Below are 21,735 nucleotides of genomic sequence, written 5' to 3' on the forward strand. Positions count from 1 at the left end.
CTCCCCGGGCCGCCTCCGCCGCGCGCGGCTCCGTCGCGGTCGTCACCGGAGCGGCGGGCGAGGGCGGGCGGGCGGCCGTGAGCGTACGGCTGGCGGGCTGTTGCACCCCCGTGCCCCCCGACGAGGTGACCGGTTTCGCGGTGCGCGGCGGCACGGTCACGGTGCACCGCGCCCCGTGCCCCGTGGTGGACCGGATGGTCACCTCGGGACGGCAGCCGGTGGAGGTGCGCTGGCGCAGCCCGGACGGCACGGGCGGCGGGGACTACCGCGTGACCCTGCGGGCGGAGTCGTTCAGCAGACCGCATCTGCTCGCCGACCTGACCGAGGCCATCGCCGCCGAAGGGGTCGCCGTCATCTCCGCCGCCGTCGAGCCGCCGTACGAGCAGCGCGTGCGGCACACCTACACCCTCCAGCTGGCCGACCCGGCCCAGCTGCCGGAGCTGATGCGGGCGATGCGCCGCGTCCCGGGGGTCTACGACGTCGAACGGGCGGGCCGGTCGCTGACGGCCCCGCTGTAGCCCGCTCCCACCGGCCGGGGAGCGGCCGGGAAGAGGAGGCGTGGAAGGGGCCAGGAAAGGACGGCGGAGGGGGCCCGGCATGCGTCCGATACGACACTCGTACCAGCATCCAAGACGCTCGTAAGGGTGGGCCGACGCCGCGCCGCCACCGGCGTGCGGGCGCGCGCTGATAGCGGTGGAGCATGTCGCACTCACCCGCCCCCGGGGAGCGTTCCCCGCAGCGCCGGCGCTTCCCGCGCCGCCGGGCCACCCTCCTCGCGGCCGCGGCGGTCCTGGTCCTGGGCGCCGCCGCGCCGCCGACCCCCGAGGCCCGGGGGATCGGTGACCGCCTCTTCCCCCACCTGGGGAACCCCGGCTACGACATCGCGGCCTACGACATCTCGCTCGTCTACCACGCCAACAACCAGCCGCTGGACGCCGTGACCCGGTTCGTCGCCCGGTCCACCGCGCAGCTGGACGGCTTCAACATGGACTTCACCCACGGCGCGATCGCCTCGGTCGAGGTCAATGGCGCGCCCGCCCAGTTCACCCCCGCCGGGGAGGACGTGGTCGTCACCCCCGCGGAGCCGGTGCCCTCCGGCAGCTCGTTCACCGTCACCGTCCACCACACCAGCGACCCGCGCGGCGAGGGCGAGGGCGGCTGGGTGCCCACCACCGACGGCCTCGTCATGGCCAACCAGGCCGACGCCGCGCACCGGGTCTTCCCCGGCAACGACCACCCCTCCGACAAGGCGCTGTTCACCTTCAGGGTGACCGCTCCCAAGGAGCTGACCGTGGTCGCCAACGGGCTGCCCGCCGGACAGACCACCGAGGGGGCGAACACCACCTGGACCTACCGCACCCTCCACCCCATGGCCACCGAGCTCGCCCAGGTCGCGATCGGCCGCTCCAGCGTGCCCCAGCGCGGCGGCCCGCGCGGGCTGAAGCTGCGGGACGTGGTGCCCGCCGCCGACCAGAAGGCCCTGGAGAGCTGGATCGCCAAGACGCCCGACCAGATCGCGTGGATGGAGAAGCGGGTGGGGAACTACCCCTTCGAGACATACGGGGTGCTCATCGCCGACGCCTCGACCGGCTTCGAGCTGGAGACCCAGACCCTCTCCCTCTTCGAGCGCGACGTGTTCACCAAGGCCGGTTTCCCCGACTGGTACGTGGAGTCGATCATGGTCCACGAGCTCGCCCACCAGTGGTTCGGCGACAGCGTGAGCCCCCGCGTCTGGTCCGACCTGTGGCTCAACGAGGGCCACGCCACCTGGTACGAATCGCTCTACGCGGAGGAGCGGAAGGGCCGCAAGCTGGTGGACCGGATGCGCGTCGCCTATCAGCTCTCCGACCAGATGCGGGCCGACGGAGGCCCCCCGGCGGCGATCAAGCCGCCCGTGCCCGGCAAGAAGATCAGCATCTTCCGGCCCGTCTGCTACGACGGCAGCGCCCTGGTGCTCTACGCCCTCCGCCAGCGGATCGGGACGGCGGCCTTCGACCGCCTGGAGCGCGAGTGGGTGCGCCGCTACCACGACTCCACCGCCACCACCGCCGACTTCGTCGCCCTCGCCTCCGAGGTCTCCGGCCAGGACCAGGCGCGGTTCCTCCAGCCCTGGCTGTACGGGCGGACGACCCCGCCCATGCCCGGGCACCCCGACTGGAAGACGGCCCCGCCGAAACCCGCGTGACGCCCCGGCGACGGCATGGGAACATCGACGGGTCGGCGAGGCGGCCGTCCCCGGGAATCTCCGGAGGACCCCGGACGTTGTCGATGGCGCGAGCCCTCGGTTCGAGGGTGGGCACCCCGCACAGTCGTCAATCAAGCAAAGGATCAAATGACCTCCTCTTCTTCCCTTCCCCAGGACCGGCAGGACCGGCAGAGCCTCCCGGAGAGCCTTCGGGCCGACGCCCTGATGGAAGAGGACGTCGCCTGGAGCCACGAGATCGACGGGGAGCGTGACGGCGAGCAGTACGACCGTTCCGAGCGCGCCGCCCTGCGACGCGTCGCGGGCCTCTCCACCGAGCTCGAGGACGTCACCGAGGTCGAGTACCGGCAGCTGCGCCTGGAGCGCGTGGTGCTGGTCGGCGTCTGGACGTCCGGCACGGTCCAGGACGCCGACAACTCCCTGGCGGAGCTCGCCGCCCTCGCCGAGACGGCCGGCGCGATGGTCCTCGACGGTGTGATCCAGCGCCGCGACAAGCCGGACCCGGCCACCTACATCGGCTCGGGCAAGGCCCAGGAGCTGCGGGACATCGTCCTGGAGACCGGCGCCGACACCGTCGTCTGCGACGGTGAGCTCAGCCCCGGCCAGCTCATCCACCTCGAGGACGTCGTCAAGGTCAAGGTCGTCGACCGCACCGCCCTGATCCTCGACATCTTCGCCCAGCACGCCAAGTCCCGGGAGGGCAAGGCGCAGGTCTCCCTGGCCCAGATGCAGTACATGCTGCCGAGGCTGCGCGGCTGGGGTCAGTCGCTGTCCCGGCAGATGGGTGGTGGTGGCTCCGGCTCGTCCGGCGGCGGCATGGCCACCCGTGGCCCCGGTGAGACCAAGATCGAGACGGACCGGCGGCGGATCCGCGAGAAGATGGCGAAGATGCGCCGGGAGATCGCGGAGATGAAGACCGGCCGCGACATCAAGCGCCAGGAGCGCCGGCGGAACAAGATCCCGTCGGTGGCCATCGCGGGCTACACCAACGCCGGTAAGTCCTCGCTTCTCAACCGCCTCACCGGCGCGGGTGTGCTGGTGGAGAACGCCCTGTTCGCCACCCTGGACCCGACCGTCCGGCGGGCCGAGACGCCCTCGGGCCGGATCTACACCCTCGCCGACACCGTCGGGTTCGTCCGGCACCTGCCGCACCACCTCGTCGAGGCGTTCCGCTCCACCATGGAGGAGGTCGGTGACTCCGACCTGATCCTCCACGTGGTGGACGGCTCGCACCCGGCGCCGGAGGAGCAGCTGGCCGCCGTGCGCGAGGTGATCCGGGACGTCGGCGCGGTCGACGTGCCCGAGATCGTGGTGATCAACAAGGCGGACGCGGCCGACCCGCTGATCCTCCAGCGGCTGCTGCGCGTCGAGAAGCACTCGATCGCGGTGTCGGCGCGGACCGGCGAGGGCATCGCCGAGCTGCTGGCCCTGATCGACTCCGAGCTGCCGCGCCCCGCCGTGGAGATCGAGGCGCTCGTGCCGTACACCCAGGGCTCGCTGATCGCCCGGGTGCACAAGGACGGCGAGGTGATCTCCGAGGAGCACACCCCGGAGGGCACCCTGATCAAGGCCCGGGTCCATGAGGAGCTCGCCGCCGAGCTCCAGCGGTTCGTACCGGCCACCCGGCCCTGACCGCGGCGACACGAAGGCCCGCCCCGACCGATGTCGGGGCGGGCCTTCGCTCGTTTTGTGCTTCCGCTCGCTACGGCTTGGCCGCGAACTTCTGGCTCAGCGCGTCGTAGACGCCCTTGGCCTCCGGGCCCAGGCGCGGGCCCGCCAGCCAGGTGCTGTTGGCCGGGCCGATCGAGGTGTTGGAGATCAGCACCGGCTTGCCGTCGGGACCGTTGGCGAACCAGCCGCCACCGGACGAACCGCCCGTCATGGTGCAGCCGATGCGGTACATCGTGGGCTGCGACTGCTCGATGGTGAGACGGCCCGGCCTGTCCACGCAGTCGTACATCTTCTGCCCGTCGAAGGGCGGCGCGGCCGGGTAGCCCCAGGCCCCCATGCTGTTGATGGACTTCACCTGCGGGGTGCTGAAGTCGACGGTGAGGGCGTTGCCGACCGTCTCCTCCAGGGACTTCCCGTTGCCGTTCTCGGACTTCACGTGCAGCACGGAGAAGTCGTACGGAGCACCCGCGCCACCGGTCTCGGCGCCCTGCGCGATCCACTGCGACGACGTCTGCGCCCAGTCCGCCCACCACACGCCGTACGGGGCGACGTCCTGCACCGGAGCGCTGTTGACCTGCGCGCCCGGGAGGCCCTTGTCGTTGTAGGACGGCACGAAGGCGATGTTGCGGTACCAGCCGCCCTTCTGGCCGGCGTGCACGCAGTGGCCGGCGGTCCACACCATGTTGGACTTGCCGGGGTGCGCCGGGTCCTTGACGACCGTGCCCGAGCAGACCATGTGGCCCTCGGGGCTGTCGAAGAAGACCTTGCCCACCGGGGCGGCGTTGTTGTGGTAAGGCAGGCCGACGGCCTTGGCGGTGACCGGACGCGGCTCCGGGTCGGTGGCGCCCTGGTCGCTCGCCCCGCCGCCCGGCACACCGCCGGGGGCGCCCTGGGTGGCCAGCGTCTTGTCGCTGGAGCGGGCGTCCTTCATCGTGTCGGGCTTCCAGTGGCCCTTGATGATGGGGTTGATGAAGTCGCGGGCCTCATGGAGCCACTGGTCCTTGTCCCAGTTCTTCCAGGCGCCGTCCTGCCACTTCTTCTTCCACTTCTCCAGGTCCTGGGCGGGGATGCCCTTGGGCAGGCTGGGGAAGTCGTCGCCCTTCTGGCTCGCGGCCGCGCTGGGCTTGGTGTCGCCCCCGGCCTGGTCGTCGGACGGGCCGCACGCGGTGGCCGTCAGCGCCAGGGCGGCGGTGAGGGCGGCCGCGGCCAGAACTGGCCGCCTTGTCGATGGCATGGAGTGGGCTCCCCCTGTGATCTGTACGTATGCGATCTGTACGTATTGGGTGGCATATGCCCCGCTATCTGCGCGGCATGGCGTGAACTTGTCATGCACCGCCCCGTGAGGGGCGGGGCCCCCACTATGCCGGTGCCGAGGGAGACGGACATGGGCGGGTCCTCGGTTCCGGAACGAAGGATCTTGCGATCGGACCGTGATCCGCAGCTCGCGGCGTCGTTGGTACGTACGGGGGACGACCGACCACCGTTCAGCGGGCAGAAGGAGGTAACCGAGCCATGACCCCGCCCCGACTACCGCCGCCCGCACCGCCCTTGGCGCGCCGGTCCGGCCGCGCGGGCATCCTCCGGCGGCAGCCGGCCCGCGAGCCCTCGGCCCGGACGTACGCCCGCTCGCTGCCCGTCGTGCCCGTGCGTGCCCGGGGCCTGACCATCGAGGGCGCCGACGGCCGCCGCTATCTCGACTGCCTCTCGGGCGGTGGCGCCCTCGCGCTCGGCCACAATCACCCGGTCGTGTTGGAGGCCATCCGCGCCGTGCTCGACTCCGGGGCGCCGCTGCAGGTCCCGGACCTCGCCACCCCCGTCCAGGAGGCCTTCGCGGCCGAGCTGTTCGCGACCCTCCCGCGCGGACTGGCCGACTCGGCCCGGATCCGGTTCTGCGGCCCCGCCACCACCGACGCGATGGCGGACGCCTTCCGGCTCGTCCGCGCCGCGACCGGCCGCGACGGGCTCCTCGCCCTCGCGGGCGACGGGCCGGCGGAGGACGCCGACGCGACCGGCTGCCCGCTCGGTGATGCCCACCGGGGGATGCCGCTCCCCGCCGGGCTCGTCGTCGAGCCCGTCCTGGGCGACGCGGTGCTGCCGGTGCCCGAGGAACGGCTGCGGCGGATCCGCGACATCACCGCGGCGCGGGCCGTACCGCTCATCGCCGACGAGGCGTGGACGGGGGCCGGGCGCACGGGCGCCTTCTGGGCCGTCGAGCACAGCGGCGTCGTCCCCGACGTCATGGTCCTGTCCAAGGCCATCGGCGGCAGCCTCCCGCTCGCCGTCATCGTCCACCGCGACGACCTCGACGCCCGGCCGAGCCACCGGGACCCGGACCCGGCCGCCGCCTTCCAGGCCGACGAGTTCCAGGGCAACCAGCTCGCCATGGCCGCGGGCGCTGCCACCCTGCGCCACATCAGGGAGAACGGACTGGACCGCCGTGCGGCCGTCCTCGGCGCCCGGATGCTCGAACGGCTGCGGCGGCTCGCGCGGGAGCACGAGTGCGTCGCGGACGTACGCGGCAAGGGCCTGATGATCGGCATCGAGTTCACCGATCAGTTCACCGATCCCGGAACGGGCCCCGCGCCCGGCCCGGAAGCCGGTCGCGCGGCCGGCCCGGCCACGTCGGTCCCGGGCCGTCGTCCATCCTCCGCTGCGGCCGCGGCCGCAGCCGCGCTCGCCGAGACCGTACGGCGGGAATGCCTGCGCCGCGGGCTGATCGTCGGGCTGAGCGACCGCCGCCCCCCGGTGATCCGGCTGCTGCCGCCCCTCACCCTCACCGACGAGCAGGCCGAGGCCGTCCTCGACCGGCTGTCCGACGCCGTCGCCGCGGCCTCCGCACCGTCCGCCGGCACCCCACCCCCCGACCGCCGCCCCTAGACCGCCGCACCAGACCGCCGAAGGAGGAAGGCGCCGCAGCCCGGCCGGAACGCCGTGACCTGTACGCCGCACCCCGCATGAACGCGTCCCTCCCCACCGACGCCTTCCCCGTCGGCCAGGCCCGGACCCCGGCGCTGCCGCGTCAGCACGGCAGGCCCGGCGAGCACGACCACCCCGGCGGGCACGGCACCCGCGCCGAACTGCCCGCCGCCGGACCGCACGGCGTCGCCGAGCCCCTGGACGACCCCGATCCGCGAGCCGCCGCGGACGCCGCCGCCGTGGAGAACCTGCTGCGCTGCTGGGTGCGCGAGAACGGCGTCGAACGCCCCCACGGCGACATCCTCTATCTGCCGCTCAACGCCAGCGGCATTCCGCTGAGCGTGCCGGTGCACTACTGGTCCGCCACCGGCTGGCACCGCTTCGGGCGCGTCACCCTGACCGGCGGCCCCGACGACGCCCCCGCCTTCGACGCCGTCACCCTGGCCGCCCTCCTCGGCCGGGAAGCGGCCCACCGCGCCGCACAGGCCGGCCGTCCCGCCACCGACGACGGCGGGGAACTGGTCGCCCGCGTCGCCGACTCGGCCCGCCGCACGGCCGTGTTCCTCACCGACCGGCGCGAGCGGCCCGCCGACCCGGACGAGGGCGAGCTCTTCCTCTACGGCGAACAGGCCCTGCTCCTCGGCCACCCCCTCCACCCCGCGCCCAAGAGCCGGGAGGGTCTCTCGGACGCCGAGGCCGCGCCCTTCTCGCCCGAGCTGCGCGGCCGCTTCCCGCTGCACTGGCTGGCCGTCGACCGTTCCGTGCTGGCCGTCGACTCGGCCTGGACCGAGCGCGGCCGCCCCGTGGACGCCGCCGCCCTCGCGGCCCGCCTCGCCGGACCGGACCTGGAGCGGGAGCTGAAGCCCGGGACCGTCCCCCTGCCGGTGCACCCCTGGCAGGCCCGCGACATCCGTCATCGCCCGGAGTTCGCCCGGCTCTTCGACGCCGGACTGCTGCGCGACCTCGGCCCGCAGGGCGCGCCCTGGTACCCCACGTCGTCGCTCCGGACCGTGCACCGGCCCGGCGCCCCCGCGATGCTCAAGCTCTCCCTCGGCCTGCGCGTCACCAACTCCCGCCGCGAGAACCTCCGCAAGGAGCTGCGGCGCGGCGTCGAGGTGCACCGGCTGCTGCGCGGCGGCCTCGCCGAGCGCTGGCGGACGGCCTGCGCCGGAGGGCACAGCTTCGACATCGTCCGCGACCCGGCCTGGATCGGCGTCGACACCCCGGACGGCACCCCGCTGCGGGGGCTCGACACCGTCATCCGGCACAACCCCTTCGGCCCCGGCGACGACGCCGTGTGCCTCGCCGGTCTCGTCTCGCCCCGGCCGTGGGCCGGCCGGCAGGGGGCGACCGGCAGGCCCGCCACGCACTCCCGGCTCGCCGACACCGTCGCCCGGCTCGCCTACCGCACGGGCAGGCCCGCCGGAGCCGTCGCCACGGAATGGTTCCTGCGCTATCTCGAGACGGTCGTCCGGCCCGTCCTCTGGCTCGACGGCGAAGCGGGCATCGCCCTGGAGGCCCATCAGCAGAACACCCTCGTCCTCCTCGACGCGGACGGCTGGCCCGTGGGCGGGCGCTACCGCGACAACCAGGGCTACTACTTCCGCGCCTCCCATCGCTCCGCGCTCGAACAGAGGCTCGCGGGCATCGGGCGGGAGAGCGACACCTTCGTCACCGACGAGGTCGCCGACGAACGGTTCCTCTACTACCTCGGCATCAACAACGTCCTCGGCCTGATCGGTGCGTTCGGCTCCCAGCGCCTCGCCGACGAGCACATCCTGCTCGCCGCGCTCCGCCGCTTCCTCAAGGAGGCCGCGTCCGGCGCCTCCCCGGTCCGTTCCACCCTGCCCCGGCGCCTGCTCGAAGAACCCGTGCTGCGCTGCAAGGCCAACATGCTGACGAGGCTGCGCGGCCTCGATGAGCTCTCCGGACCCGTGGACTCCCAGTCGGTCTACGTCACCATCGCCAACCCCCTGGCCACGGCGGCGGGGTGAGCCACGGATGAACGACGGGACGAACCCGCTCAGCGACATGACCGGTGACCGCACCGGGGGCCGCGCCGGTGACCGCCTCGTCGCCCAGGTGGCCGACCCCATGGCCGCCCCGGTGAGCGACGACTGCGCCGACACCGTCGACCTCCGGCTGACCGACGAACTCATCGAGCTCATCACCGCCGAGCGCGCCGCCCACGAGCTCACCGAACCCGCCGCCGTCCGCCACCGGCCAGGACCGGGCCGCACCGGACCTTCCGGCGGCGCGGGTGACCTCCTGGACGGCCTCGCCGACTGGGGACCGGTGGGCACCGACGCGGGACCGTTCCAGCTCGTCCCGGTACGGATCGAGCGCGACCTCCAGCTGGTCACACAGTGGATGAACGATCCCGCCGTCTCGGCGTTCTGGGAGCTGGCCGGCCCCGGCGCCGCCACCGTCGACCACCTCCGGTCCCAGCTCGACGGCGACGGGCGCAGCGTGCCCTGTCTCGGGGTGCTCGCCGGGGTCCCGATGAGCTACTGGGAGGTCTACCGGGCCGATCTCGACCCGATCGCCCGCCACTACCCGGCCCGGCCGCACGACACCGGGATCCACTTCCTCATCGGCAAGGTCGCCGACCGGGGCCGGGGCCTCGGCACGCTGTTGCTGCGGGCCGTCGCCGACCTGGTCCTGGACCGCCGCCCCTGCTGCGACCGGGTCGTCGGCGAACCCGACCTGCGCAACACCCCGTCCACGGCCGCGTTCCTCGGCGCGGGCTTCCGGCTGACGGGAGAGGCGGAGCTGCCCGGCAAACGCGCGGCGCTGATGATCCGCGACAGGGCGCTGCGTGCCGTCCTGTAGCGATCACGGCCGTGGGGCCCGCGGCGGCCGGCCGGCGCGGGGCGGCCGGTCAGGGTCGGCGGGTCCGGGTCGGGGTCGGCGGGTGGGAGTCGGCCCGTTTGTACGGCGTGGCCCGGAAAGGCCCGGGACGGACACCGGGCCACGATGTCAGTGCCGCACCGTAGGCTGAACAGGCTATGACTGCCACCTCCTCGCCCTCCGTCACCGACCTGCTGCACGCCGCCGTCTCCGCCGTCGGCGGTGCCGAGCGGCCCGGCCAGGTCACCATGGCCGAAGCCGTCGCCGCGGCCATCGACGACGGTTCCCACCTGCTCGTCCAGGCGGGCACCGGCACCGGTAAGTCGCTCGGCTACCTCGTGCCGGCCCTCGCCCACGGCGAGCGCGTCGTCGTCGCGACCGCGACGCTCGCGCTCCAGCGCCAGCTCGTCGAGCGCGACCTGCCGAGGACGGTCGACGCGCTGCATCCGCAGCTGCGCCGCCGTCCCCAGTTCGCGATGCTCAAGGGCCGCTCCAACTACCTGTGCCTCCACCGGCTCCACGAGGGGGTCCCGCAGGACGAGGAGGAGGGGCTCTTCGACCCCCTCGAGTCGGCCGCGCCCAGCAGCAAGCTCGGCAAGGACCTGCTGCGCCTGCGCGACTGGGCGGACGAGACCGAGACCGGTGACCGGGACGATCTGACGCCCGGCGTCTCCGACCGCGCCTGGGCCCAGGTGTCCGTCACCTCCCGCGAGTGCGTGGGCGCCTCGAAGTGCGCCTACGGCGCCGAGTGCTTCGCCGAGGCGGCCCGGGAGCGGGCCAAGCTCGCCGATGTGGTGGTCACCAATCACGCGCTGCTCGCCATCGACGCGATCGAGGGTGCCCCGGTCCTCCCCGGCCATGAGGTCCTGATCGTGGACGAGGCCCATGAGCTGGTCTCGCGGGTCACCGGCGTCGCGACCGGTGAGCTCACCCCGGGCCAGGTCAACCGCGCCGTCCGGCGGGCCGCCAAGCTCGTCGACGAGAAGGCGGCGGACGCCCTCCAGACCGCCTCGGAGAGCTTCGAGCGGCTGATGGAGCTCGCCCTGCCCGGCCGGCTGGAGGAGATCCCCGAGGATCTCGCCCACTGTCTGATGGCGCTCCGCGACGCCGCGCGCACGGTGATCACGGCGATCGGCAACACCCGCGACAAGTCCGTCCAGGACGAGGACGCGGTCCGCAAGCAGGCCCTGGCCTCCGTGGAGAACGTCCACGCGGTCGCCGAGCGCATCGTGGAGGGCTCCGAGTACGACGTCGTCTGGTACGAGCGCCACGACCGCTTCGGCGCCTCGCTGCGGGTGGCGCCGCTGTCGGTGTCGGGGCTGCTGAGGGAGAAGCTCTTCAGCGAGCGGTCCGTGGTGCTGACCTCGGCCACCCTCAAGCTCGGCGGCGACTTCAACGGCGTCGGCGCCTCCCTGGGCCTCGCCCCCGAGGGCGTCGAGGGGGAGGACGTCCCGTCGTGGAAGGGCGTCGACGTCGGCTCGCCGTTCGACTATCCGAAGCAGGGCATCCTCTATGTCGCCCGGCACCTGGCCCAGCCGGGCCGGGAGGGCAACCGGACGGACATGCTCGACGAGCTGGCCGAGCTGGTGGAGGCCGCCGGAGGCCGCACCCTGGGCCTGTTCTCGTCGATGCGGGCCGCCCAGGCGGCCGCCGAGGCGCTCCGGGGACGGCTCGACATGCCGATCCTGCTCCAGGGCGAGGACACGCTGGGCGAGCTCATCAAGAACTTCGCGGGGGACACCCGGACGTGTCTGTTCGGCACGCTGTCGCTGTGGCAGGGCGTCGATGTGCCGGGGCCGAGCTGTCAGCTCGTGGTGATGGACCGTGTGCCCTTCCCCCGCCCGGACGATCCGCTGATGAGCGCCCGGCAGCGGGCCGTGGAGGACGCCGGGGGCAATGGCTTCATGGCCGTGGCCGCGACGCACGCCGCACTGCTGATGGCGCAGGGCGCCGGCCGGCTCGTCCGGGCGTCGGGCGACCGCGGTGTGGTCGCGGTGCTGGACCCCCGGCTGGCGACGGCCCGCTATGGATCCTTCCTGCGGGCCTCGATGCCGGACTTCTGGTACACCACGGACCGTAATCAGGTGCGCCGCTCTCTGTCCGCCATTGACGCGGCGGCCAAGGCGGAGGGGAAATAAGGCGTGCGCGCCATCGCATAAAGAAACGTGCACGCCATCGCATAAGGAAAAAGGGCGCGTGAAAGCGCCGCCGGCGCCGGCGCGTAAACACACCTGCGCATAAAGAAGAGCCCCGGAACCGGCGCAGTTGGTCCCGGGGCCCGGTCTTTCGGCGGGTGGTGTCAGACCCGCCGCAATACGGCCACGACCTTGCCCAGAATGGTGGCCTCGTCGCCGGGAATGGGCTGATAGGCGGCATTGTGCGGGAGCAGCCAGACATGGCCGTCCTCGCGCTTGAAACGCTTGACCGTGGCCTCTCCGTCGAGCATCGCGGCCACGATGTCGCCGTTCTCCGCCACGGGCTGACGGCGGACCGTCACCCAGTCGCCGTCGCAGATGGCGGCCTCGATCATGGAATCGCCGACCACCTTGAGGACGAACAGCTCCCCGTCGCCGACCAGCTGACGGGGGAGGGGGAAGACGTCCTCGACGGACTCCTCGGCCAGGATCGGGCCACCGGCGGCGATACGGCCCACCAGCGGGACGTACGAGGCCGCGGGCTTGCCCGTGGTGTCGGTCGGCTGCGTGCTCGGCTGGTCCGAGCCTCGCACCTCGTAGGCGCGGGGACGGTGCGGGTCCCGGCGGAGGAAGCCCTTGCGCTCCAGGGCCATGAGCTGGTGGGCGACGGAGGAGGTGCTGGAGAGCCCCACCGCCTGGCCGATCTCGCGCATGGATGGTGGGTATCCGCGGCGCTGGACGGAGTCCCGGATGACCTCGATCACGCGGCGCTGCCGGTCGGTGAGCCCGGAGCTGTCCGCCCGGATGCCCGGGGGCCGTCCTGGGAGTGAGCGGGCCGGCTTCTGCCCCTCGGCGTTCATGGCTGCGTCATTCATCGGGTGTGCCTGGTCGAGTCGGTTCTGGGAGCGGTCCTGGGCGGTGATGGTGGCGCTGTCTGCGGTGGTGGTCACGTCGGCCCCTCTCGAGATGTTCTCCCTAGCTGGACAACGGTAGTTGCTTTCGAAAGGTTGCGCCAAACACACGTTCGAGTGAAATATCGCGGAATGGCTGACTTGATCAGTCGGCAGGGTGTACGGGCAAAGATCAATTCGCCCCATTACGGTACTCTTCGATACGCGGTTCGCCCGCTCGCGCCGGAGGTCCGTTCGGGTCGCCCGGCGATCGCGCGACGGTCCGTCCGCCGCCGTTCGAGGGGCGCCGGCGCCGCCCGGCGGCGTCGCCGTGCCACGTTCCCAGTGTGTCATCCGTGACCCGCCCGGCCCGCCTCCGGGCCGCTCGCGCGAGCCTGTGTCCCGCTTCGGGGCCGCTTCCGGCCCGCTTCCACGGCGCGACACGCTGGGGGAGATCCTGGCGGCCGGGCACCAGATCTAGTGGTTTGATGGCGACTGCTGCCCACAAGTTGTGGTCGATGCCCCTCCCTGGTCATTCCGGGTCCCGGTCATCGCCTATGCTGGGGGCTGCTCGGCGAGACCCCGTACGGGGTCGCCGGAGCGAAGATCGTGTACTGCTTTCCTCGAGGTTTCTCGAGGTGCGCTCGAGGGTGAAGGAGGGTGGAGAGCCATGCACTGCCCCTTCTGCAGGCACCCCGACAGCCGGGTCGTCGACAGCCGGACCACCGATGACGGCTGCTCGATCCGCAGGCGCCGCCAGTGCCCCGACTGCTCCCGCCGGTTCACGACCGTGGAGACCGCGTCACTCATGGTGATCAAGCGGAGCGGGGTCACGGAGCCGTTCAGCCGGACCAAGGTGATCTCCGGAGTGCGCAAGGCGTGCCAGGGTCGCCCGGTCACGGAGGACGCCCTGGCGAAGCTCGGCCAGCGGGTCGAGGAGGCGGTGCGGGCCACGGGCAGCGCCGAGCTCACCACCCATGACGTCGGGCTCGCCATACTCGGCCCGCTCAAGGACCTCGACCTGGTCGCCTATCTGCGCTTCGCGTCCGTGTACCAGGCGTTCGACTCGCTCGAGGACTTCGAGGCCGCCGTCGCGGAGCTGCGCGAGGGCCTCGGCCGTACCGGAACCGGCGGTGGCTCCGCCGTGAACCCGGCGGGCCCCGCCGAGGTACCGGCACCCGCCGTCGCCGCCGACTGAGCGACGGCATTCAGACCTACCCGGAGCGCTGAGCGTTCCCGGGTGACAGAACACATCGCGCCCCGGAAGAAAATGGGCGCATTAGGGCGTTTTGCCCGTAGAGGGAGGCGGCATGACCGAGACGACGAGCGGCTCTGCACGAGGTTCCCGCTCCAAGGGAAACAAGGGCGGCAAGGGCCTGCGCATCGAACGCGTCCACACCACCCCCGGGGTGCACCCGTACGACGAGGTGGTCTGGGAGCGTCGTGACGTCGTCATGACCAACTGGCGCGACGGCTCGATCAACTTCGAGCAGCGCGGCGTCGAGTTCCCCGACTTCTGGTCGGTGAACGCGGTCAACATCGTCACCAGCAAGTACTTCCGCGGCGCGACCGGCTCCCCCCAGCGCGAGTCCAGCCTGCGCCAGCTCATCGACCGGGTGGTGACCACCTACCGCAAGGCGGGCGAGGAGCACGGGTACTTCGCCTCCCCGGCCGACGCCGAGATCTTCGAGCACGAGCTGACCTACGCCCTGCTTCACCAGGTCTTCAGCTTCAACTCCCCGGTCTGGTTCAACGTCGGCACCAAGCAGCCGCAGCAGGTCTCCGCCTGCTTCATCCTCTCCGTCGACGACTCCATGGAGTCGATCCTCGACTGGTACAAGGAAGAGGGGATGATCTTCAAGGGCGGCTCCGGTGCCGGCCTGAACCTCTCCCGCATCCGCTCCTCCAAGGAGCTGCTCTCCTCCGGCGGCAACGCCTCCGGTCCCGTCTCCTTTATGCGCGGTGCCGACGCCTCCGCCGGAACGATCAAGTCCGGCGGCGCCACGCGCCGTGCGGCCAAGATGGTCGTGCTCGACGTCGACCACCCCGACGTCGAGGCCTTCATCGACACCAAGGTGAAGGAGGAGGAGAAGATCCGCGCCCTGCGCGACGCGGGCTTCGACATGGACCTGGGCGGCGACGACATCACGTCCGTCCAGTACCAGAACGCCAACAACTCCGTTCGCGTGAACGACGAGTTCATGAAGGCCGTCGAGAACGGCACGAAGTTCGGCCTGCGCGCCCGGATGACCGGTGAGGTCATCGAGGAGATCGACGCCAAGGGCCTCTTCCGGAAGATGGCCGAGGCCGCCTGGGCCTGCGCCGACCCCGGCATCCAGTACGACGACACGATCAACCGCTGGCACACCTCGCCGGAGACGGGCCGGATCACCGCGTCCAACCCGTGCAGCGAGTACATGCACCTGGACAACTCCTCGTGCAACCTCGCCTCCCTCAACCTCATGAAGTTCCTCCGCGACGACACTGCGTCCAATAGCGCCTCCGGCGCGGGGGGCAACATGTCGTTCGACGCCGAGCGCTTCGCCAAGGTCGTCGAGCTGGTGATCACGGCGATGGACATCTCCATCTGCTTCGCCGACTTCCCGACCGAGAAGATCGGTGAGACCACCCGCGCCTTCCGCCAGCTGGGCATCGGCTACGCCAACCTGGGCGCCCTGCTGATGGCCACCGGCCACGCCTATGACAGCGACGGCGGCCGCGCCCTGGCCGGCGCGATCACCTCGCTGATGACGGGCACCTCCTACAAGCGCTCCGCCGAGCTGGCCGCGGTCGTCGGCCCGTACGACGGCTACGCCCGCAACGCCGACGCCCACAAGCGCGTCATGAAGCAGCACTCCGACGCCAACGCCGCCGCCAAGCGCGTGGACGACCTGGACACCCCGGTCTGGGCCGCCGCGACCGAGGCCTGGCAGGACGTGCTCCGCCTGGGCGAGAAGGACGGCTTCCGCAACGCCCAGGCCTCGGTGCTGGCCCCCACCGGCACCATCGGCCTGATGATGGACTGCGACACCACGGGCGTCGAGCCGGACCTGGCCCTGGTCAAGTTCAAGAAGCTCGTCGGCGGCGGTTCGATGCAGATCGTGAACAACACGGTCCCCAAGGCGCTCAAGCGTCTGGGCTACCAGCCGGAGCAGATCGAGGCGGTCGTCTCCCACATCGCCGAGCACGGCAATGTGATCAATGCCCCGGGCCTGAAGACCGAGCACTACGAGGTCTTCGACTGCGCCATGGGCGAGCGCGCGATCTCCGCCATGGGCCACGTGCGCATGATGGCCGCCGCGCAGCCGTTCCTCTCCGGCGCGATCTCCAAGACGGTGAACCTGCCGGAGTCGGCCACCGTCGAGGAGGTCGAGGAGGTCTACTTCGAGGGCTGGAAGATGGGCCTGAAGGCCCTCGCCATCTACCGCGACAACTGCAAGGTCGGCCAGCCGCTCTCCGCCAAGAAGAAGGAGGCGGAGAAGAAGGCCGAGGCCCCCGCCCCCGCCGTCGCGGAGAAGGTCGTCGAGTACCGTCCGGTCCGCAAGCGCCTGCCGAAGGGCCGCCCGGGCATCACCACCTCCTTCACGGTGGGCGGCGCCGAGGGCTACATGACGGCCAACTCCTACCCGGACGACGGCCTGGGCGAGGTCTTCCTGAAGATGTCCAAGCAGGGCTCGACCCTCGCGGGCATGATGGACGCCTTCTCGATCGCCGTCTCGGTCGGCCTTCAGTACGGCGTGCCGCTGGAGACCTACGTCTCGAAGTTCACCAACATGCGCTTCGAGCCGGCCGGTATGACGGACGACCCGGACGTGCGGATGGCGCAGTCGATCGTCGACTACATCTTCCGCCGCCTGGCGCTGGACTTCCTGCCCTTCGAGACGCGCTCGGCGCTGGGCATCCACTCCGCCGAGGAGCGTCAGCGCCACCTGGACACCGGCTCGTACGAGCCGGCGGCCGAGGAGGTCGACGTCGAGGGACTGGCCCAGTCCGCGCCGCGTCATGTCGAGCCGGCCAAGCCGGAGCTCCCGGCGCAGCCCGTCGCGGCCGCCCCGGCGCCGAAGCAGGCCCACAACTCCACCGAACTGGTGGAGATGCAGCTCGGCCTGAACGCCGACGCGCCGCTGTGCTTCTCCTGCGGCACGAAGATGCGCCGCGCGGGCAGCTGCTACCTCTGCGAGGGCTGCGGCTCGACCAGCGGCTGCAGCTGATCGTCCTGTGACGATGGGGGAACCGGCCTGTGCCGGTTCCCCCATCGGCTTTTCCGTGGTCCGTGCGCACGGGTGAATACTGGTGGGGCGATCACGTGAAAGGCGGTACGGGGATGGGGCATTCCATATGGGGCGGCGCCGAGCTGGAGCTCGACGCCTATCTGGCGCGCACAGGGTTCGAGGGGACCGTCCGGCCGGATCCGGAGACGCTGCGGGCCGTCCACCGGCACCATGTCGCGGCGTTCACGTTCGAGAACCTGGAAGTGATGCTCGGCCGCCCCGTGCTGCTCGATGTGAAGGCGCTCCAGGACAAGATGGTCGAGAAGCGGCGCGGTGGCTACTGCTACGAGCAGAACCTGCTCCTGGCGGCCGCTCTGGAGCGCATGGGCTTCGCGGTCTCCGGGATCGGGGCCCGGGTGCGCATGGGCAGCGGGAGCGTGCGCCCGACGACCCATATGGCGCTCAAGGTCGAGGCCGGTGGCGAGGAGTGGCTGTGCGACGTCGGCTTCGGCGGCGAGGGGCTGCTGGAGCCGCTGCCCCTGCGTGACGGGGCGCGGGCGGAGCAGGGGGAATGGACGTTTGAACTCGCGCGTGAGCAGAAGGACATACGCATCCTGCGCTCGCTCCATCCGGACGGCTGGTTCGACCTGTACGCCTTCGGTCCCGAGGAGCGCCACCCGGTCGACTACACCGTGATGAACCACTACATCTCGACGCACCCGCGCTCGCCGTTCGTCTCGCGGCTGGTGGTCCAGCGGACGGAGCCGGGTCTACGGCGGACGCTCGTGGGTTCGACGCTGACGAACGCGCGTCCTGATGGATCGGGGGATGAACGTGAAGTCGGTGCCGAGGAGTTGACCATGGTGCTGAAGAACGAGTTCCGGATCGAACTGGACGCCGAGGACGCCGCGACCCTCACCCGCGTGTACCGCGCCGCTACGTGACGCGCGCCACTGCCATCACCGTACGATGGTTCGGTGCTGGTCAAGTGGATTCGCTGCACCGTGGTGGACCGCCGGGGGTTCGAGCGGGGGCAGCGGAAATGGGCGGGACTGCTCGGCGAACCGGGATTCCGGGGGCAGGGGGGTGGCTGGAGCCGGGCGCGTCCCGGTGTGGTGCACCTCTTCGGCTTCTGGGAGAGCCGGGCCTTCTACGACTCCTTCATGACGCGGTCCCACGACAGACTGGCGGCCGCGCAGTCCGGCACGTTCCGGAACGTCCAGGTGCGGCTCTTCGAGCACCGCTTCGATGTGAAGGTGGGTTTCCGGCCGCAGTTCGGGGACGCGGACGTGGTGCGTTTCGCGCACTGCCAGGTCCGTGAGGACCGGGTGGAGCACTTCACGCTGATGCAGGAGAAGGTGTGGAACCCGGCGATGGCCGGGTCGCCCGGGATGCTGCGGGGTGTCTTCGGCGAGGCGCCCGGCCGGGAGTTCCTGGTCCTGTCGATGTGGAACTCCGGCGCGGAGCACGGGAAGTACCGCGAGGACCGGGTGGAGCGGCTCGCCCTGCGGGCGCAGACCGAGGCCGATGTCGCGGCGATCACCGGTGACGTCGTGCAGATAGAGCAGGCGTGGACGGTGTGACCCCGGGGACGCGCGCGGTCGTCCGTGTCAGTCCGCCGTCGTGACATGGGCGCCCGCGGCGACCGCCGCGAGCGTGGCCTCGACGGCCTCGTCCGCGACCGCGCCGTCGACGGGCTCCCGGGTGATGAACAGCCTGAGGAACAGCGGGGCGGACACGGCCCGTACGACGGCGCCCGCGTCGGTGCCGGCGGGCGCCTCGCCCCGCTCGACGGCCCGCGCGATCAGCGGCCCGCAGCGCGCGAAGCGCTCGCGATGGAGGCCGCGCAGGGCCTCCGCCGCGCGTTCCGACCGGAACGAGGCGGCGATCAGGGCGGTGGGGGCGGCGGCGGTCCCCGGGCCGGTGAAGGTGTCGACGATCCCGTGGGCGAGCGCCCGGAGATCACCTCTGAGGGTGCCGGTGTCGGGCGGTGTCCAGTCGTCCTCTCCCGCGAGGTCCAGCGCCTCCGCCACGAGCCCGTCGAGGCCGCCCCAGCGACGGTAGAGCGTGGTCTTGTGCACGCCGGAGCGCTCGGCGACGTACTCGACGGTCAGGCCCGGATAGCCGTGCTCGACGAGCCCGGCGAGAACGGCGTCGCGCACGGCGGCGCGGGTGCGGGCGGTGCGCCCGCCGGGCCGGACGGTGCCGGGCGCCACGGACGACGACTGCGCGGTCATGCGCGACTCCCGTCGTGTTTGGCAGGGGCGATCCCGAGGGTAACGCAACGGTAGTTGTGTTTGGCGTCGCACCGGGGGGAGCGTGAGGCATGGTCCGGCTGTTCGTTCTAGGGTGGCGGCATGTCACGGCCGCGGCGCATCGTCCTCCTCCGGCACGGGGAGTCGGAGGGCAACGTCGACGACACGGTCTACGAGCGGGAACCCGACCACGCCCTCAGCCTGACGGCGAAGGGCCGCGATCAGGCCGAGCGGGCCGGGGAACTGCTCCGGGAGCTCTTCGGCGACGAGCGGATCTCCGCGTACGTCTCGCCCTACCGCCGCGCCCACCAGACCTTCCGCGCCCTGAAGCTCACCCCCGGCCGCGTCCGGGTGCGCGAGGAGCCGCGCCTGCGCGAGCAGGACTGGGGGAACTGGCAGGAACGGGAGGACGTACGCCGCCAGAAGGCCTACCGCGACGCCTACGGGCACTTCTTCTACCGCTTCGCCCAGGGCGAGTCCGGGGCCGACGTCTACGACCGGGTCGGCGCCTTCCTGGAGAGCCTGTGGCGCAGCTTCGAGGACCCCGGCCACCCACCCAACGTCCTGCTCGTCACCCACGGCCTGACCATGCGGCTGTTCTGCATGAGATGGCTGCACTGGACCGTCGCCGAGTTCGAGTGCCTGTCGAACCCGGGCAACGCCGAGACCCGCATGCTGGTGCTCGGCTCCGACGGCCGCTATCACCTGGACCGGCCGTTCGAGCGCTGGTGTACCCCCGAGTCGTACGGCTTCACCGACTAGAGTTCGCAGCGATGACAGCTGACCGATTCCACCGAGCCCTGGCGAGCCTCCGGGGGCTGGCCGTGGGTGACGCCCTCGGCTCCCAGTTCTTCGTCCCCGCCCACTATCCGTCCCTCAAGCGCCGCGAGCTCCCTCCCGCGCCCTGGAGCTGGACCGACGACACCGAGATGGCCTGCTCCGTGCTGGCGGTGCTGGCCGAGCACGGCCGTGTCGACCAGGACGCCCTCGCGCGCTCCTTCGCCGAGCACCACGACTTCGACCGCGGCTACGGTCCCGCGGTCAACAGGATGCTGCGCCTGGTCAGGGAGGGCGGCGACTGGCGCGAGCTGGCCGCCGCGCTGTTCAAGGGACAGGGGTCCTGGGGCAATGGCGCCGCCATGCGCATCGCGCCGCTGGGCGCCTGGTACGCCGACGACCCCGAGCAGGCCACGCACCAGGCCGAGATCTCGGCGTACACCACCCACCAGCACCGCGAGGCCGTGGCCGGCGCCATGGCCGTGGCCGCCGCGGCGGCCCTCGCCGCGAGCCCGTCCGGCGCCACCGGCCCGGAGGCCCTGCTGGACGGAGTGATCGCGCTCGTGCCGCGCAGCGCGGTCCAGCAGGGGCTGCGCCGCGCCCGCGACATGCTCGACTACGCCGACACGAACACCGTCGCCGCCGTCCTGGGCTGCGGCCGGCGGACCAGCGCCCACGACACCGTGCCCTTCGCGCTGTGGGCCGCGGCCCGCCATCTCGACTCGTTCGAGGAGGCGTTCTGGACGACGGCCCGGGCGGGCGGCGACGTGGACACCACGTCCGCGATCGCCGGGGGAGTGGTCGCCGCGTCGGAACGAGGCGCTCCGCCGGCGGCCTGGCTGGAGTCCACGGAAGCCCTCCCCGGCTGGCTCCCGGCCACTTCGCGCTGAGCGGACGGAAGGAGCGGGGCCGGGGCGGGACAGTCCGGCCTCAAAGGCGTAACCTTGCAGGCGTCATGCCCTACCAACCGCCTACCCACAGCGTCGAGCGCTCCCTCCGAGCGACGACCGGAGCAAAGATCGTCGCCGGTGTGGACGAGGTCGGCCGGGGCGCCTGGGCCGGCCCCGTCACCGTGTGCGCGGCCGTCACCGGCCTCCGCCGCCCGCCCGAGGGGCTCACGGACTCCAAGCTGCTGACGCTCAAGCGGCGCACCGCGCTCGCCGAGGAGCTGGAGTCCTGGGTCACCGCGTACGCGCTCGGTCACTCCTCCCCACAGGAGATCGACGAGCTGGGCATGACGGCGGCCCTGCGGCTGGCGGCCAACCGGGCGCTGGAAGCGTTGCCCGTACGGCCCGACGCGGTGATCCTCGACGGCAAGCACGACTACCTCGGGGCGCCGTGGAAGGTCCGTACGGTCATCAAGGGCGACCAGTCCTGTGTGGTCGTGTCCGCCGCCTCCGTGATCGCCAAGGTGCGGCGGGACGCCATGATGGCCGAACTGGGCGAGGAGCACGCCGACTTCCGCTTCGGTGACAACGCGGGCTACCCGTCGCCCGTGCACCGCGCCGCCCTGGAGAAGCTGGGCCCCACCCCGTACCACCGGCTGTCGTGGTCCTATCTGGACGCGCTGCCCCGGTGGCAGCATCTCAAGCGAGCCCGTATCAGCCCCGACGACATGGCCTTGGAGGCCGGTGGCCAGCTCGGCTTCGATTTCTGATCCGGACGGGCGCACCGCGCCACCCGCCGACGCGACTCGCACCGGCGTTTGATAAACATCAACTCATGCCTCTCATCCCCGAGGAGCCTCAGATTCACGAGAGTGTCCCGGGTCCCCGCGCGGTACCGGCCCCCGGCCGGACCGCGGCGACCCCCCGCCCTGTCCCTGGT

The 21,735-nt window shown here is 71.9% G+C and carries 17 protein-coding genes; 14 read left to right on the plus strand and 3 right to left on the minus strand.

Annotated elements, in window-relative coordinates; all coding sequences use genetic code 11:
• The 3 genes from K6I33_RS12280 to hflX all read left to right on the plus strand — a co-directional run.
• Nucleotides 1-518, plus strand: a 518-nt coding sequence (locus K6I33_RS12280) for an ACT domain-containing protein (protein WP_308297131.1), incomplete at its 5' end; no start/stop codon positions are given.
• Nucleotides 519-700: 182 nt separating this feature from the next.
• Complete coding sequence (locus K6I33_RS12285) at nucleotides 701-2,185, plus strand: M1 family metallopeptidase (protein WP_229350903.1); 1,485 nt, start codon at nucleotides 701-703, stop codon at nucleotides 2,183-2,185.
• A 147-nt stretch (nucleotides 2,186-2,332) separates the two neighbouring features.
• Nucleotides 2,333-3,835 carry a GTPase HflX gene (hflX, locus tag K6I33_RS12290; protein ID WP_229350904.1) on the plus strand — a complete coding sequence of 501 codons (1,503 nt, stop codon included), beginning with the start codon at nucleotides 2,333-2,335 and terminating at the stop codon, nucleotides 3,833-3,835.
• 70 nt (nucleotides 3,836-3,905) lie between these two features.
• Here the strand turns inward: hflX and K6I33_RS12295 are convergent, their stop codons facing one another.
• A complete protein-coding gene (locus tag K6I33_RS12295) occupies nucleotides 3,906-5,108 on the minus strand; it encodes a serine protease (RefSeq protein WP_229350905.1) in 1,203 nt (400 codons plus the stop codon).
• Between the two features lie 278 nt (nucleotides 5,109-5,386).
• Between K6I33_RS12295 and K6I33_RS12300 the strand changes: the two genes are divergently transcribed.
• From K6I33_RS12300 to K6I33_RS12315, 4 genes are all read left to right on the plus strand, one after another.
• On the plus strand, nucleotides 5,387-6,751 hold the full coding sequence (locus tag K6I33_RS12300) for an aminotransferase class III-fold pyridoxal phosphate-dependent enzyme (protein ID WP_229350906.1): 1,365 nt from the start codon (nucleotides 5,387-5,389) through the stop codon (nucleotides 6,749-6,751).
• 77 nt (nucleotides 6,752-6,828) lie between these two features.
• Complete coding sequence (locus K6I33_RS12305) at nucleotides 6,829-8,784, plus strand: IucA/IucC family siderophore biosynthesis protein (protein WP_229350907.1); 1,956 nt, start codon at nucleotides 6,829-6,831, stop codon at nucleotides 8,782-8,784.
• Nucleotides 8,785-8,791: 7 nt separating this feature from the next.
• Nucleotides 8,792-9,622 (plus strand): GNAT family N-acetyltransferase, encoded by an 831-nt coding sequence (locus K6I33_RS12310; protein ID WP_374284171.1) that lies wholly within the window; start codon nucleotides 8,792-8,794, stop codon nucleotides 9,620-9,622.
• 176 nt (nucleotides 9,623-9,798) lie between these two features.
• Nucleotides 9,799-11,778: an ATP-dependent DNA helicase gene (locus K6I33_RS12315; RefSeq protein ID WP_229350908.1), complete on the plus strand. Its 1,980-nt coding sequence runs from the start codon at nucleotides 9,799-9,801 to the stop codon at nucleotides 11,776-11,778.
• A gap of 161 nt (nucleotides 11,779-11,939) precedes the next feature.
• On the opposite strand, the gene lexA is transcribed toward K6I33_RS12315, so the two are convergent.
• Complete coding sequence (gene lexA, locus K6I33_RS12320) at nucleotides 11,940-12,725, minus strand: transcriptional repressor LexA (RefSeq protein ID WP_099202316.1); 786 nt, start codon at nucleotides 12,723-12,725, stop codon at nucleotides 11,940-11,942.
• Between the two features lie 610 nt (nucleotides 12,726-13,335).
• Between lexA and nrdR the strand changes: the two genes are divergently transcribed.
• From nrdR to K6I33_RS12340, 4 genes are all read left to right on the plus strand, one after another.
• Nucleotides 13,336-13,863 carry a transcriptional regulator NrdR gene (gene nrdR, locus K6I33_RS12325; RefSeq protein ID WP_374284176.1) on the plus strand — a complete coding sequence of 176 codons (528 nt, stop codon included), beginning with the start codon at nucleotides 13,336-13,338 and terminating at the stop codon, nucleotides 13,861-13,863.
• 112 nt (nucleotides 13,864-13,975) lie between these two features.
• Entirely contained in the window at nucleotides 13,976-16,876 is a 2,901-nt protein-coding gene (locus K6I33_RS12330; RefSeq protein WP_229350909.1) for a vitamin B12-dependent ribonucleotide reductase, read from the plus strand.
• 113 nt (nucleotides 16,877-16,989) lie between these two features.
• On the plus strand, nucleotides 16,990-17,820 hold the full coding sequence (locus K6I33_RS12335; RefSeq protein WP_229350910.1) for an arylamine N-acetyltransferase: 831 nt from the start codon (nucleotides 16,990-16,992) through the stop codon (nucleotides 17,818-17,820).
• Nucleotides 17,821-17,853: 33 nt separating this feature from the next.
• Nucleotides 17,854-18,459, plus strand: coding sequence for a YdbC family protein (locus tag K6I33_RS12340; RefSeq protein ID WP_229350912.1), 606 nt, complete (start codon nucleotides 17,854-17,856; stop codon nucleotides 18,457-18,459).
• Between the two features lie 27 nt (nucleotides 18,460-18,486).
• Here the strand turns inward: K6I33_RS12340 and K6I33_RS12345 are convergent, their stop codons facing one another.
• The gene (locus K6I33_RS12345) at nucleotides 18,487-19,113 is read right to left on the minus strand and encodes a TetR/AcrR family transcriptional regulator (protein ID WP_229350914.1); all 627 of its coding nucleotides are present in this window, start codon (nucleotides 19,111-19,113) and stop codon (nucleotides 18,487-18,489) included.
• Nucleotides 19,114-19,233: 120 nt separating this feature from the next.
• Between K6I33_RS12345 and K6I33_RS12350 the strand changes: the two genes are divergently transcribed.
• The 3 genes from K6I33_RS12350 (at nucleotide 19,234) to K6I33_RS12360 (ending at nucleotide 21,565) form a co-directional block, all read left to right on the plus strand.
• Complete coding sequence (locus K6I33_RS12350) at nucleotides 19,234-19,893, plus strand: histidine phosphatase family protein (protein ID WP_229350916.1); 660 nt, start codon at nucleotides 19,234-19,236, stop codon at nucleotides 19,891-19,893.
• A gap of 11 nt (nucleotides 19,894-19,904) precedes the next feature.
• Nucleotides 19,905-20,798, plus strand: coding sequence for an ADP-ribosylglycohydrolase family protein (locus K6I33_RS12355; RefSeq protein WP_229350918.1), 894 nt, complete (start codon nucleotides 19,905-19,907; stop codon nucleotides 20,796-20,798).
• 65 nt (nucleotides 20,799-20,863) lie between these two features.
• Complete coding sequence (locus K6I33_RS12360) at nucleotides 20,864-21,565, plus strand: ribonuclease HII (RefSeq protein WP_229350919.1); 702 nt, start codon at nucleotides 20,864-20,866, stop codon at nucleotides 21,563-21,565.
• The last annotated feature ends 170 nt before the right edge of the window (nucleotides 21,566-21,735 follow it).

Origin of the sequence: Streptomyces sp. UNOB3_S3 (assembly GCF_020740895.1) — a bacterium.
Taxonomy (GTDB): Bacteria; Actinomycetota; Actinomycetes; order Streptomycetales; family Streptomycetaceae; genus Streptomyces.